General features: G+C 72.3%; 9 protein-coding genes. 5 read left to right on the forward strand and 4 right to left on the reverse strand.

The genetic code is table 11. From position 1 onward, the window contains the following. Positions 1 to 66: 66 nt before the first annotated feature. Together MXD60_RS09305 and MXD60_RS09310 are read right to left on the reverse strand one after the other, a co-directional pair. Positions 67 to 1,059 carry a cytochrome d ubiquinol oxidase subunit II gene (locus tag MXD60_RS09305; protein WP_248818599.1) on the reverse strand — a complete coding sequence of 331 codons (993 nt, stop codon included), beginning with the start codon at positions 1,057 to 1,059 and terminating at the stop codon, positions 67 to 69. Then, the gene (locus MXD60_RS09310; RefSeq protein ID WP_248818600.1) at positions 1,056 to 3,032 is read right to left on the reverse strand and encodes a cytochrome ubiquinol oxidase subunit I; all 1,977 of its coding nucleotides are present in this window, start codon (positions 3,030 to 3,032) and stop codon (positions 1,056 to 1,058) included. The genes MXD60_RS09305 and MXD60_RS09310 overlap by 4 nt, the downstream gene beginning before the upstream one ends. An 836-nt stretch (positions 3,033 to 3,868) precedes the next feature. Here MXD60_RS09310 and MXD60_RS09315 point away from each other — a divergent pair. The 4 genes from MXD60_RS09315 to MXD60_RS09330 all read left to right on the forward strand — a co-directional run bounded on the left by MXD60_RS09315 (position 3,869) and on the right by MXD60_RS09330 (position 9,205). After that, complete coding sequence (locus MXD60_RS09315) at positions 3,869 to 4,399, forward strand: BlaI/MecI/CopY family transcriptional regulator (RefSeq protein ID WP_248818601.1); 531 nt, start codon at positions 3,869 to 3,871, stop codon at positions 4,397 to 4,399. 13 nt (positions 4,400 to 4,412) lie between these two features. After that, positions 4,413 to 5,612 (forward strand): M56 family metallopeptidase, encoded by a 1,200-nt coding sequence (locus MXD60_RS09320; protein WP_248818602.1) that lies wholly within the window; start codon positions 4,413 to 4,415, stop codon positions 5,610 to 5,612. A 165-nt stretch (positions 5,613 to 5,777) separates the two neighbouring features. Then, positions 5,778 to 8,606 (forward strand): phosphoenolpyruvate carboxylase, encoded by a 2,829-nt coding sequence (gene ppc, locus MXD60_RS09325; protein ID WP_248818603.1) that lies wholly within the window; start codon positions 5,778 to 5,780, stop codon positions 8,604 to 8,606. A 416-nt stretch (positions 8,607 to 9,022) separates the two neighbouring features. Then, positions 9,023 to 9,205: a hypothetical protein gene (locus tag MXD60_RS09330; protein WP_248818634.1), complete on the forward strand. Its 183-nt coding sequence runs from the start codon at positions 9,023 to 9,025 to the stop codon at positions 9,203 to 9,205. A gap of 19 nt (positions 9,206 to 9,224) precedes the next feature. Here the strand turns inward: MXD60_RS09330 and MXD60_RS09335 are convergent, their stop codons facing one another. Together MXD60_RS09335 and MXD60_RS09340 are read right to left on the reverse strand one after the other, a co-directional pair. Further along, entirely contained in the window at positions 9,225 to 9,554 is a 330-nt protein-coding gene (locus MXD60_RS09335; protein ID WP_248818604.1) for a hypothetical protein, read from the reverse strand. A gap of 408 nt (positions 9,555 to 9,962) precedes the next feature. Next, positions 9,963 to 10,721, reverse strand: coding sequence for an SAM-dependent methyltransferase (locus tag MXD60_RS09340; protein WP_248818605.1), 759 nt, complete (start codon positions 10,719 to 10,721; stop codon positions 9,963 to 9,965). A gap of 366 nt (positions 10,722 to 11,087) precedes the next feature. Between MXD60_RS09340 and MXD60_RS09345 the strand changes: the two genes are divergently transcribed. Next, entirely contained in the window at positions 11,088 to 12,860 is a 1,773-nt protein-coding gene (locus MXD60_RS09345; RefSeq protein WP_248818606.1) for a serine/threonine-protein kinase, read from the forward strand. Positions 12,861 to 13,036: the final 176 nt, after the last annotated feature.

Here is a 13,036-nt window from a genome sequence, read left to right on the forward strand (position 1 = left end):
CCGGCGGGGCAGGGCCGGACCGCCCGCGGGCCCGGTGGGGTGGGGACGGCCACCGGGCCACGCTCGTCAGGTGGTCGGTTCGGGCCGGGTGAACAGCCGGTAGAGCACGATGATCGGCGGCAGGACGATCGCGAGACCGCCGGCCACCGCGTAGAGCATCGCGTGGATGTTGGTCGTCGGCGCCGCCGCCGAGTCCGCGGTGACCTGCCCGACGATGAGATCGGGGTACTGGGCGACCGCCCAGCCCCACAGCATCGCGCCGACGGCCAGCCCGGCGGCCAGCCGGGCGACGACGAACTGTCGACGGGCCAGCGCGACCAGGGTCGCGGCGCCGCCGATCACGGACAGCCCGACCAGCGGCATCGACCGGTCCAGGAACCGGTGGGCGACGACGGGCGCCTGATCCCAGAACAGCGGCAGGAGCATCATCGCGAGGGCGCCGCACACCACGGCGCCACCGGTCGCGCGGCGGCGGAACTCCGGTACCAGATGCTCGGTCGCGGGTGAGGCCGCCGCGTCCCTGCACAGGTAGACAGCGGCGAGGAAGGCGGTCGCGGCGACCGCGAACAGCCCGCAGCCGAGACCGAAGCTGCTACGCAGCGGCTCCATCGGGTCGTCCGGCGACATCCGGCCCGTCGCCAGCGACGCGCCGGCGACCCCGAGCGCGAACGGCGTGATCGTCGACGACACCGCGAAGACGTGCCCCCACCAGTGGTCCGGCCCGGCCGCGCCGGCGCCGTAGGCGCGGTAGACGTACGCGGCGCCGCGCAGCACGATCCCGACGAGCGCGGCGGACAGCGGAATCTCCAGTGACGAGCCGACCAGGCCGTAGGCCGGCGGGAAGCCACTGAACAGGGCGACGACGATGAAGACCAGCCAGACGTGGTTGGCCTCCCAGACCGGACCGATCGCGTTCGAGATCAGCTTGCGCTGGTCGCGGGCGTCCGGGCCACGGGCGAGCAGGTCCCACACGCCGCCGCCGAAGTCGGCGCCGCCCAGCAGCGCGTAGGCGGTGAGTCCGATCACCATGACGATCAGGAGCAGGTCGGCGGCGGTCATCGGGTCTCTCCCGGGTCGTTGCGGCCGGCGGTGTGCGCACCGGAGTCGGGACGGCGGCCGGGAAGGGCGTGCTTGCCGGCGTGACGGCGGCCGAACAGCCCGTACCGGCCGGGGCCGCCGCGGCGCAGCGAGACTCCGGGCCGACCGCCACCGGACGTGCCGGCGGAGTGCGGCTCGGAACGCGGCCGCGGGATGGCGGGGGACGCGGACCGCTCGCCGGCGGGAGCGGGTTCGCCGGCGGACGGGACCGCGGGTGCGGGTGTGGATGCGGGTGCGGGTGTGGATGCGGGTGCGGGTGTGGATGCAGGTGTGGACGTGCCCGCGGCGCCGCGGGTGGTGGTCGGATCGGTCGCGGGAGCGGGCTCGCCCGGCCGACGGTCGGGGACCAGCACCGGCTGCGCGCCACTCGGGCGATGGCCGCCCTGGTCTGCTCGGGCGGTGTGCCGGGCGGCGGGATCGGCGGCGGGGTCGTACGCGGCAGCCGGCGCGGACTCCTTGGAGCCGGACCTGCCATCCTCGCCGTCGCTGTCGCCGCCCTGCTCCGGCCGGGGCTTCGTGGGATCGGTCCCACGGCCGTCACCACCATCGCGCGGCCGGGGCGCGCCCGGAATGGACGGACCGCTCGGCAGGCCCGGGCGAAGCTGCTCGCCGCTGGGACCGCCGGTGGCCATCTTGCGCAGGATGAGCACCAGCGCGCCCGCGAGGCTCAGGTACAGCACGAGAGTGCCAGCGAAGATCGGCTCGGCGCCGTCGCCACCGGTGACGGCGTCGACGACCCGCATGTGGCCGCCGACGATCCACGGCTGCCGGCCACCCTCGGTGACCTCCCAGCCGGTGAGCATCGCGAGTACCGCGGCCGGGCCGGTCCCCGCCGCGGCGATCAGCCATGGGCGGCCGGTCGGCAGCAGGGGTGTCTCACCCCGCCGGCGCCGGCGCACCACCACGAGACCGGTGAGCAGGGACAGCCCGATCAGTGCGGAACCCGCGACGATCATCACCGTGAACGCGCCGTGCACCAGCGTGCCGTCCGGCCGCTCGTCGGGCGGGGCGGAGTCCAGCCCGGTGATGACGTGCCGGGTGCTGAAGCCCTCCAGCAGGGAGAGCATGCCGGGGATCTCGACCCCGTAGCGGACGTTCCCGGTCTTGTCGTCGTAGATCCCGCCGAGGGTGAACGGGGCGTTGGAGCCGGTGTGGTAGAGGCCCTCCATCGCCGCCAGCTTGAGTGGCTGGTGGTCGCCGGCGTTGCGGCCGGCCCAGTCACCGGCGATGAGCTGCAGCGGCGCACAGACGAGCACCACGGCGAGCCCGATACTCAGGCCCCGCTGGTGGTAGGCATCGCGGCGGCCGCGCAGCATGCCCACCGCGTAGATCGCGGCGACCGTTCCGCCGGCGCACATCAGCGCCGCGAGCAGCATGTGCGAGATCTGCGGCAGGAAGGACGGACTGGTGAACGGGGCGAGCGGCTTCTCCTCGACGACCTTGCCGCCGCGCTCGACGATGCCACGCGGCGTGTTCATCCAGGCGTTGACCGTGATGATGAACAGGGTCGACACGGTGCCGGAGATCGCGATCGGCCAGAGGGTGAGCCAGTGGGCCCGGGCCGACAGGCGTTTCCAGCCGTAGAGGTACATCCCGACAAAGATCGCCTCGGCGAAGAACGCAAAGCCCTCCATGGTGAACGACAGCCCGAGGGCACCGCCGTACTTGGACATGAACGCGGGCCAGAGCAGCCCGAACTCGAACGACAACACCGTTCCAGAGACAGCCCCCACCGCGAAGAGCACAGCGAAGGCACGCGACCACTTCTTCGTCAGCGCCAGCCAGACCGGATCACCGGTTCTGAGCCACCGCCACTGCGTGTAGATCAGCATCCAGGGCAACCCGACACCGAACACGGCGAAGCAGATGTGGAACGCGAGGGAGAACGCCGTCTGGGCACGAGCGAGGTCGACGGCGTCGGCGGCGAGAACCATGCGCACGGCTCCTTCGAAGGACCGCGGGAAGAAATCGACCGGGATTCAGCCGACCTTCTACCCAACGTAGAAGGTCCAAGGTACGTATCGGGTTGATCCGGTCGGCCGTCGCGCCTCCGTGAGGTCCACGACATGCGCAACGCCGGCCGGCGGGGCGGTGCATCGCGCGTCCCCACCACCTGCATACGCGGTTCGTCGCCCCTTTCCCACGCCTTTGCGCTGTGATCCGCCCGGCAGCCGCCAGGAGTGCGCCTCCGCCACCTCTGAAGCGGCACCAACGGGCGCATTCGAGGCAATGCTCCACTGTCGCCGAGAACAACCGGACCCCGCTCCGGGGGCCGTTCGACCCGACCGCAGAATTACGACTTCGTAAAGAATTCCACCACTTGGCTGCGGGCTGGATCACAGCCCCCCGGAGAATGCCGGCGAATGCAATCGCCGACGCCTCGGTCGGGCGCATTCCGCCGGTAGCCGCCCCGGCTCGTTCCACCCTGGAGCGGCACGGGTGGACGGCATGGGCGGAACGGGCCGAGACGGTACCGAAACGGGCCAGGCGAAAGGTCTCACGAGGTGCCGGGAAGGGCCACCGTCCGGCCTGCGCGAAGAGCGTCGGCGGGCTTCCGACGACCATGAACGCGACTGCGGAACGCCACCTTCTAGCTACGGCCAGACATGACGTCGATGACGACGCCCGGCTGGTCCGGGGCGACCGCGCCACCCCCGCCCCACCCGCGCGACTCCCGCGAACAGGCAGGTCAGTGGGTTGTGATGCAGCAGGCGCCCGCGACGTCGGGCATTCGACACCGCACAACTTCTACGCGACGTAGGATTGACTCATGGCGCGCCTGGGTGACCTCGAACGGTCGGTCATGGACGTGCTGTGGTCGAGCGACGGGTGGTTGACGGCTCGCGAAGTCGCCGCCCGCCTCGACCATGAGCGCGATCTCGCTTACACCACCGTGCTGACCGTGCTGGAACGACTGGAACGCAAGGGTTTCGTGCGCCGGCAACGAGCCGCGCGGGCCCACCGCTACGCAGCGGTCGACAGCCGCGAGGCAGTCGTGGCCGAGGCGATGATGGAAGCGCTCGGCAACGCGGACGACCGTGGGTCGGCGCTGGTCCGCTTCGTCGGGTCGGTCTCCGCCGAGGAGGCGGAGATCCTGCGGCGGGCACTCGAACCCCCTGCCGCACCCCAGCCCGGCGGCGCCGCGGAGCCCGCCTCCGCCGGTTTCGCCGATCTGACGGAGGCCGGCGGCGCCGGCACTTCCGTGGCGGGGGCCGGGCCGACGCCGGACGACCCGGGCGGCGCCGCCGCGACGACAGCAGGCACCGACCGAACGGTTCAGATTCCCACCGACCGGGGGTAGCGTTGCCGACGAGATGACGACTGCGGCCCTTCTCGCCCTGTTTGCCGGTGTGCTGGCCTGGCCCGTGCCAAGCCTTCTGGCCGCCGCGCGATGGCCGCATCGCTGCCCCCGGGCGGCGATCGTCCTCTGGCAGGCGATCGGCCTGGCCGGCGGTGTCTCCGCGCTGCTCGCGACGGTCGCGTTCACCGTCTCTCCGCTGGCCACCCGCACGCCGGCGGCGATGGTCGACCACGTCGGCAACGTCGCGGCCGGCGAGCCGCTCGCCGGCCTGCGCTGGATCAACCTCGTCGGCCTGACCGTGGCCACCGCGCTGGCCGGGCGCCTGTTCGGGGTGCTCGGGGCATCGACCGCGGCCACCCTTCGCGAGCGGCACCGCCACCGTCACCTCGTCGACCTCGCCGGCCGTCGCCACCGCGGCCACGGCACCCACGACTCCGCTACTCACGACTCCGCTGCCCACGACTCCGCCGCCCACGACTCCGCCGCCCACGACTCCGGAGATCACGGCGACCGGGTCGCGGGCAGTTCCTGCTGCCTGTGCGAACACCGCGACCAGGCCGGCATCCTGCTGCGGATCCTCGACCATCCGATCGCCGTGGCGTACTGCGTGCCGGGCGTGCGCCACGCCCGGGTGGTGGTCTCCCGCGGGCTGCTGAACACCCTGGATGCCGCCGAGCTGGACGCGGTGCTCGCCCACGAGGCGGCGCACGTCGCCGGCCGGCACGATCTGGTGATCCAGCCGTTCGTCGCCTGGGAGCGAACCTTCCCGTTCCTGCGCCCGGCCCGCGAGGCCACGGCCGCGGTCTCCTTACTGGTCGAGATGCTCGCCGACGACGCCGCGGCGAGGCGGTCCGACCGTCGTTCCCTGGCCCGCGCGCTCGCCCGGCTCGGCATCGCCCGCGCCCCGGTCCCGGCCGGTGCGCTCGGCATCGCCGGGCACGGCGGCGGCTCCCCGGCATCCCTCGCCCCGGCCACCGTGACCGCGGCGTTGCCCAGCACCACCAAGCCCCCCGGCTCCGCTGCCCCCGGCGACGCCGGCAACGCGGACAGCGATGCGGGGCTGGCACCACCGCGTGGCATCACCAACCCCGTCGTGTCCCGGATCGCCCGCCTGCTCGACCCACCAAGCGTGGTCTGGTGGCAGCCCGCCGGCGCCTATCTCGCCGCGCTCGTCGTCCTCGCCGCTCCGCCGCTGATCGTCCTCATCGGCTAGCAGAGTCGGGCATCTGCTTCCCCACACCCACCAGCCGTAGGCAACGCCGCGGCGAGTCGGCAGACTAGGCCCTGGCGGCGGGGCGGTGGTCCCGTCCGAGCATGCCGGTGACACCGTGGTCGCCGTGTCCGGTGTCTCGGTACAACGACATCCCCCGGAGGCGGCGTGACGATCGAACGCAGTGCGGCGGCGGACCTCGACGGGCCCGGGGCGGACCCGGGCGCCTTCGCCGGCGGGGTCTCCTCCGACGCCCGGCACGCGGCGGTGCGCGCCGGGGTCCGCCGCCTCGGCGATCTGCTCGGGCAGGCCCTGACCAGGCACGAGGGTGCGGACACGCTTGCGCTCGTCGAACAGGTCCGCGCGCTCGCGCGGCGGCCCGACAACGGAGCCGAGCTAGGCCGGCTGCTCGCCGGCGTCGACGACCCGACGGCGATCGTGCTCGCCCGCGCGTTCACCGCCTACTTCCAGCTCGCCAACATCACCGAGCAGCTCCACCGCGCCCGCGAGCTGTCCGACCGGGCCCGCGGCCCGCTGGCGGAGACCTTCGCCCGGATGGGTGACGCGCTCGGGGCCGGCACTCTCGACCGGTCGCTGGCAGCGCTGATCGCCAGCCGGCTCGAGCTGCGGCCGGTGTTCACCGCCCATCCGACGGAGGCCAGCCGCCGCTCGGTGCTCGACACGCTGCGACGCATCGCCGAGCTGCTCGACGCCGACAGCCCGGACGGCGCCCAGCCCCGTCCCGCCGACCGGGACCGGATCGGCCGGCGCCTCGCGGAGATGGTCGACGTGCTGTGGCAGACCGACGAGCTGCGGGTGGAGCGGCCGAAACCGGCCGACGAGGCCCGCTCCGCAGCCTACTATCTGGAGCTGATCGCCACCGAGGTGCTGCCCGACCTGCTGGAGGAGCTCGATCTGTCGTTCGCCCGGGTGGGCATCGCGCTGCCCCCCGGCGCCCGTCCGTTGCGGTTCGGCTCATGGGCGGGTGGCGATCGGGACGGCAATCCGAACGTGACCCCCGCGGTCACGATGGAGGTCCTCGTCCTCCAGCATGATTTCGGCCTGCGGCTGCTGACCGCGTCGGTCGAGCGGCTCATCCGCGAGCTGACCGCCTCCACCCGGGTGGTGCGGGTGAGCGAGGAGCTCGTCGCCTCGCTGGCCGCGGACCGGGAGGCGCTGCCCGAGGTGTACGACCGGTTCGTCCGGCTCAACGCGGCCGAGCCGTACCGGCTCAAGTGCAGTTACGTCCTGGCTCGGCTGGTGGCAACGCGGGAGCGGCTGGCCAGCGGATCGCCACACGTGCCGGGGCGGGACTACCCCGCGCTGTCCGGGCTGGTCGAGGATCTGGCGGTGATGCGCGCGTCCCTCGTCGAAAGTGATGGCGATCTGGTCGCGAACGGCGAGCTGTCGCGCGTCATCCGCACGGCCGGTGCGATGGGGCTGTCGCTGGCGACCCTGGACATCCGCGAGCACGCCGATGCCCACCACGCGGCGCTGGCCGCCGTGTACGACCAGCTCGGCGAGCTCGATGTCCCCTATGCCTCGCTCGACCGGGACGCCCGGCGAACCCTGCTGTCCGGTGAGCTGGCCCGGCGCCGACCGCTGCTCGGCAGCGCACCGCCCCCGCTGCCCGGGGAGGCGCTGCGCGCGCTGGACCTGATGCGGACGATCCGCGCGGCGCTCGACCGGTTCGGCGGCGACGTGATCGAGAGCTACATCGTGTCGATGACGCGGGATGTCGACGACATCCTCGCCGTGACGGTGCTCGCCCGGGAGGCGGGACTGGTCGGGATCGGCCTCGGCGGCCGACCGGCCTGGGCCCGGATCGGCTTCGTGCCGCTGTTCGAGACGGTCACCGAGCTGCGTTCCGCCGGCCGTCTGCTCGACGGGATGCTGGCCGATCCCTCCTACCGCTCACTGGTGGGTGCCCGCGGCGACGTGCAGGAGGTCATGCTCGGCTACTCCGACTCGTCGAAGGACGCCGGAATCACCGCCTCCCAGTGGGAGATCCACAAGGCGCAGCGCGAGCTGCGGGACGTGGCCCGCCGACACGGCGTGGTGCTGCGGCTGTTCCACGGCCGCGGTGGTTCGGTCGGCCGGGGCGGTGGCCCGAGCGGCGAGGCGATCATGGCGCAGCCGTTCGGCACCCTGGACGGCTCGATCAAGGTCACCGAGCAGGGCGAGGTGATCTCCGACAAGTACACGCTGCCGCAGCTCGCCCGGCACAACCTGGAGATCGCCCTGTCGGCCGTGGTCGAGGCGTCGATTCTGCACCGTTCGTCGCGGCTGACCCCCGCCGTGCTCGCCGGCTGGGACGAGACGATGCAGGCGGTCGCCGACTCGGCCCGGCAGACATACCAGCAGTTCGTCGGCGATCCGGCGCTGGTCCCGTTCTTCCTCGCCGCCACCCCGGTGGAGGAGCTGGGCAATCTCAACATCGGTTCGCGGCCGTCGCGGCGGCCCGGCGGCTCCGGCGGCCTGGCCGACCTGCGGGCAATCCCCTGGGTGTTCGGCTGGACGCAGTCGCGCATCATCCTGCCCGGCTGGTTCGGAGTCGGCACCGGTCTGGCCGCAGCCCGCGCCGCGGGCGCCGGGGACACCCTCGCCGAGATGTACCGCTCGTGGCACTTCTTCCGCACGTTTCTCGGCAATGTGCAGATGACGCTGGCGAAGTCGGACCTCACGATCGCCGAGCGCTACGTCTCGACCCTGGTCGGCGGGAACGGAGCGGCGATCTTCGAGGCGATCCGTGCCGAGCATGCCCGCACGGTCACCGAGGTGCTCGCGGTCACCGGCCAGCGCGAGCTGCTGGAGAGCGCGCCCACGCTGCGGCACACCCTCGAGGTGCGCGACGCCTACCTGGCACCGCTGCACGCGCTGCAGATCTCCCTGCTGGCCCGGGCCCGGGCCGCCGGCGAGGGCGCCGATCCCCAGCTCCGCCGCGCGCTGCTGCTGACCATCAACGGCATCGCCGCCGGTCTGCGCAACACCGGTTGAGCGCCGCCGGCCAACCTGGCTTGGCGATCAGCAATGGCGGGTATAGATCGGATTCCGCTGGAACCGCGGACAGCCGGGAACAGGTCACCCCGGTATCGGACAGACCGGAGGTGCTCGGCCGGTCGTGGAGGTGGTGCGCTGATGGCACGAACAGGGCTCGACACCGCTCTCCACTGTCGCGGGTCGGCCCGCCACGGAACGCTGCTGCGGCGACCGTTACCGCAGATGGTCACTGGCGGAAAGTGATGCCGCCCGGAAACGCCTGACGAGCGGCATAGAATTAACAGTATCGAAACCGATCGTTAATTACAGTTGAACACGCCCGCTGCACCGTGATGGAACGCACGTCCGATTCGGTTACGAGCCATCAGGGCGTCGGACCGATCCAGACGACGAACCGGCAGGTGATGGACGCCATGGAAGCAATCGTCAAGATAGCAGCGTCAATCGACGAGATTCCCACCGTCGAGGAGACGGACGCGATGCTGGACGAGCTGCGGCGGCTCCCCCGGAATCCGTCGACGGTCAAGATGATTGACGATCTGCTCGAGATCCGGACGCTACTCGGCGCGCCGCTCTCACGAACACGCGCCGAGTAGCGGGTTATCCGGTCAGCAATTACTGCTGCGAGCCGAACGGCTGGCCCTGCTGACCCTGCTGGCCCTGACCCTGCTGGCCCTGCTGGCCCTGCTGGCCGCCACCGAAGCGCTCGCCACTGACGTCGCCCTGGTTCGCGCCCACGCCGACCAGCTCCTGCAGGCGGTTCTGGACGTAACGCTCGCTGTGGTGCGTCTTGTCCGCAATGCGCGCGACAAGGTCGTTCACGCTGGTGGCCGAGTCGACATCCGCCGTGCTGACCTGACCGAACTGGTCAAGGATGCGGTAGCGGATCTGCCGCCAGTTCTGGCGAAGCTGCTGCTCGACCTGCCGCTCCTGCTGCTGGTCCATTCTTAACTCTTCCTCTCGCCGATTGACCTGCCTGCGCCGAGGGCGCGGCGCGAGGTTACCGCAGCCATCGAGGTCCCCGTCAAGCGCTGGCGCCAGCGCGGCACAAAAGGATTCCGTGCGCCAATCGGACAACAAACAAAACATGTTCCCATGGTCGCCGGCCAAGGGTGTCGAGGCAAGACTTACGGCCATTTCGGATCGACCGCAGAAGAAGCCGACATTCCAATCATCCGCAATTCTCGGGTGCCCACGAAAAGCGACCCCCAACCACATGTCGGTGAACGCCCGGCTTTCCGCGGACAGGCGGGTGGACACGGCGGTGCCGGCGCCAGCTGGGCGCCGGTACCGCCGTGCGCGGATACTCACCCGGTGCGCTCCTCCGCCCGCGGGCACCGAGCGAGCCGGTCGTCACTCCCGGCGAGCCACCAGGAACAGCCGACCCGAGCCGACGACAAACGGTGTGCCGTCCGGGTCGCCGTGGCGGCTCAGGTCGACGAACCCGGCCTCGGCCAGCAGTGCACCGAGCTGGCCGCTGGTCCAGACGTGGTGCACCGCGGTCGCGTCGAGGCTCCGCGAGCCCTGGGCGAAGCGGTAGTGGCTGAGCAGCCGGCTGGTCGCGACGTCGTACTCGGTCGTCGACTCAACGGTGATGTCTCCGGTGTGCATCGTTCGCGGCGCGCTGGTGAATCCGGGCAGCACCGACTCGGCGGCGCCACCCACATCGATCACCAGCCCGCCGCCTGGGCGAACGGCGCGGCCGAGCGCGGCCACGAACGCCCGGGTGCCGGCCGGGTCGAGATAGCAGAAGCTGTTGCCCAGACACACGGCGGCGTCGAAGACACCAAGCGGCGCGAGGTCGCGCATGTCGCGGTGCTCGAAGGTCACCGCGGCCTGCCGGCTGGCCGCAGCCCGCCGCGCGTTGCCGATCGCTTCGGCGGACAGGTCGACCCCGGTGACCTGGTAGCCGCGCGCGGCCAGCGCGAGGCTGTGCCGCCCGCTGTCGCACGGGACGTCGAGGATCCGCGAACCCGCCGCGAGGCCGAGCCGGGTCTCGACGAACGCGACGTCGGCCGCGGTCCACTCCGGGGTCGCCGCGCGACGCCAGAACTCGTTCGGAAGACAGGTGAAGAAGTCCGCGTACCACGCGGACGGGATGTTCGTGCTCAACGCAGGTTGCTCCATGATCCCGATGGGATGTCACGTGGACTGGGAGAACTCGATGTCCAACGGGTCACCGGGAGAACAGAGCATGCGCGACCAGCACCGTGGAGACCACGGTGCGAATCCTCACCGGCGACCCGGGACCAGGCCCGGGGCAGGCATTGGCATCCTCCGGAAGCGCGGCCGCCGGGAGCCCCCCGGCGGGATGTACCCACAACGTTAGGAGGTGCGGCGCCGGTCCCGCAACGCAATTTCGCGCCGTTCCTGCCCCGCCCCGAGGATTCGCGCCACCTCCGCCCGTATTCTCTGGACAAATCAATCCGGATCGGGAGGGCGGCGACGATGCAGTCCCTACGTCCCCACGATCCGGAAATGATCGGCAACTACCGGCTGCTGCGGTGCCTTGGCACCGGCGGCATGGGCCGGGTGTATCTCGGCCGAAGCGCCGGCGGGCGGACCGTGGCCGTCAAGGTGATCCGCTCCGAGCTGACCGGCGATCCACGGTTCCGCGAACGGTTCCGGCGCGAGGTCGACGCCGCCCGCCGCGTCGGTGGGATGTGGACGGCGCCGGTGCTCGACGCCGACCCGGACGGCGAGCACCCGTGGCTGGTCACCGCGTTCGTCCCGGGGCCATCCCTGCAGGAGGCCATCCGCGAGCACGGCCCGCTGCCCACCGCGAGCGTACGGGCACTGGGCGCGGGGCTCGCCGAGGCCCTGATCGACGTGCACCGCGCGGGACTCGTCCACCGCGACCTCAAACCGTCCAACGTGCTGCTCAGCCTGGACGGGCCGAAGGTCATCGACTTCGGCATCTCGCGCGCGGTCGACGCGACCGCGCTGACGAACACCGGCGCGGCCGTGGGTTCCCCCGCGTACATGGCGCCCGAGCAGATCAGTTCCGGCGACGTCGGGCCGGCCAGCGACATCTTCGCCCTCGGCGCGGTGCTGACCCACGCCGTCACCGGCACGGGTCCGTTCCAGGCGCCGAGCGTCCCCGCGATGATGTACGCGGTCATGTCCCGGGAACCGGATCTGGCCGAGGTGCCCGCCGAGTTACGCGGACTGGTCACGGCCTGCCTGCGCAAGTCCCCCGCCGAGCGGCCCACGCCGCAGGCGGTGCTGGCCAGCCTGGGCGCGACCGACGGCGCGGCGGCGCTGATCGCGCCAGGCTGGCTGCCCCCGGCGCTGGTCACGGCGCTCAGCCGGCGCGCCGTGACGCTGCTGGACCTCGACGCCCCGCCACCGACGTCCCCGGCGCGGGCCGTCTCCGGGCCCGGACCCGGACCCGGGTGGAGTACGTACGATCCGGCGACCGCGGTGCCGACCTACGCTCCGGTGGCGGCGCCGCCCCCGAGTAGCCCTGGCCTCTCTGCCACCGGTCACCCGAGCGGCCCCGGTCACCCGACAGGTCCTGGCCAACCAACAGGTCCTGGCCAACCGTCAGGGACCGGTCCATCTCCGCATCCGCTGGCCTCGCCGGCACCGACCCCGCCGCCGCCGTCGGAGCGGCCGCCCAGATCCCGCCGGTCGCTGCCGCTCCCACCGCTCGCCGTGGGCGTGGGTGTGGTCGGCGTGGGCCTGGTGGTCCTGCTCGTCGTCCTGCTGTATCTCCTCAGTTCCGGGAACGGCCGGAATGACGCGCGCCCCCGCGTCACCTCGTCCGCCGCGAGCGGCGGCAGCACGACGGTGGAGACCGGCCCGGACGTCGGTGGTTCCGGGCCGACGACCGAGACCTCCACGCCTACGGCCGGTTCCGGCACGGACGGCGCGGTCCCGGCCAGCTACGTCGGGACCTGGCGAGGCACGATCACCACCGGCCGCGGCCTTACCGAAGCCGTCGTGGTGACCTTGCGCGACGGGCGCGTCGGCGACATCGTCGCGCATTCGGAGGTCAGCGTGGCCGGGCTGGAGAGCCTCAGCACCGAGCCGATCCGCTGCGTCGCCGACCTTCGGCTGGTCAGCACCGCCGACGGCGCGACCCTGGAGGACGTTCCGACCGGCAGCCCCGATCCCACCCTCCTCGGCCTGCCGGTATGCACCCACGGCGGCCAGGTGTCGCTGCGCCTGCAGGGCGGGGGGATGCGGTACAGCTCTGATGCCCCCGGCTCCGGCAACCCCGAGGGCATCCTCGTTCGCACCCCCTGATCATCTCCGGCGCCGGTTCCGGCGCCGGGGATCGGCGATCAGGGATCGGATCGGGTCAGGGCGTGACGCCGGTGCCGGCGCGTTCCTCCCGGGTGGCCTGTCGGACGACGGCCGGCCGGTCGGCCGCGGCCCCCCCCCGCCCCCCGGGGGGCCGCGCCCCCGCGGGCGGACCCCCC

The sequence above is a fragment of the Frankia sp. AgB32 genome (genome assembly GCF_023243045.1).
Lineage (GTDB): Bacteria > Actinomycetota > Actinomycetes > Frankiales > Frankiaceae > Frankia.

Coding starts and splice junctions, on each gene's coding strand:
- MXD60_RS09305 (WP_248818599.1), bottom strand. CDS start 1,059: ATGACCGCCGCCGACCTGCTCCTGATCGTCATGGTGATCGGACTCACC.
- MXD60_RS09310 (WP_248818600.1), bottom strand. CDS start 3,032: ATGGTTCTCGCCGCCGACGCCGTCGACCTCGCTCGTGCCCAGACGGCG.
- MXD60_RS09315 (WP_248818601.1), top strand. CDS start 3,869: ATGGCGCGCCTGGGTGACCTCGAACGGTCGGTCATGGACGTGCTGTGG.
- MXD60_RS09320 (WP_248818602.1), top strand. CDS start 4,413: ATGACGACTGCGGCCCTTCTCGCCCTGTTTGCCGGTGTGCTGGCCTGG.
- MXD60_RS09330 (WP_248818634.1), top strand. CDS start 9,023: ATGGAAGCAATCGTCAAGATAGCAGCGTCAATCGACGAGATTCCCACC.
- MXD60_RS09335 (WP_248818604.1), bottom strand. CDS start 9,554: ATGGACCAGCAGCAGGAGCGGCAGGTCGAGCAGCAGCTTCGCCAGAAC.
- MXD60_RS09345 (WP_248818606.1), top strand. CDS start 11,088: ATGATCGGCAACTACCGGCTGCTGCGGTGCCTTGGCACCGGCGGCATG.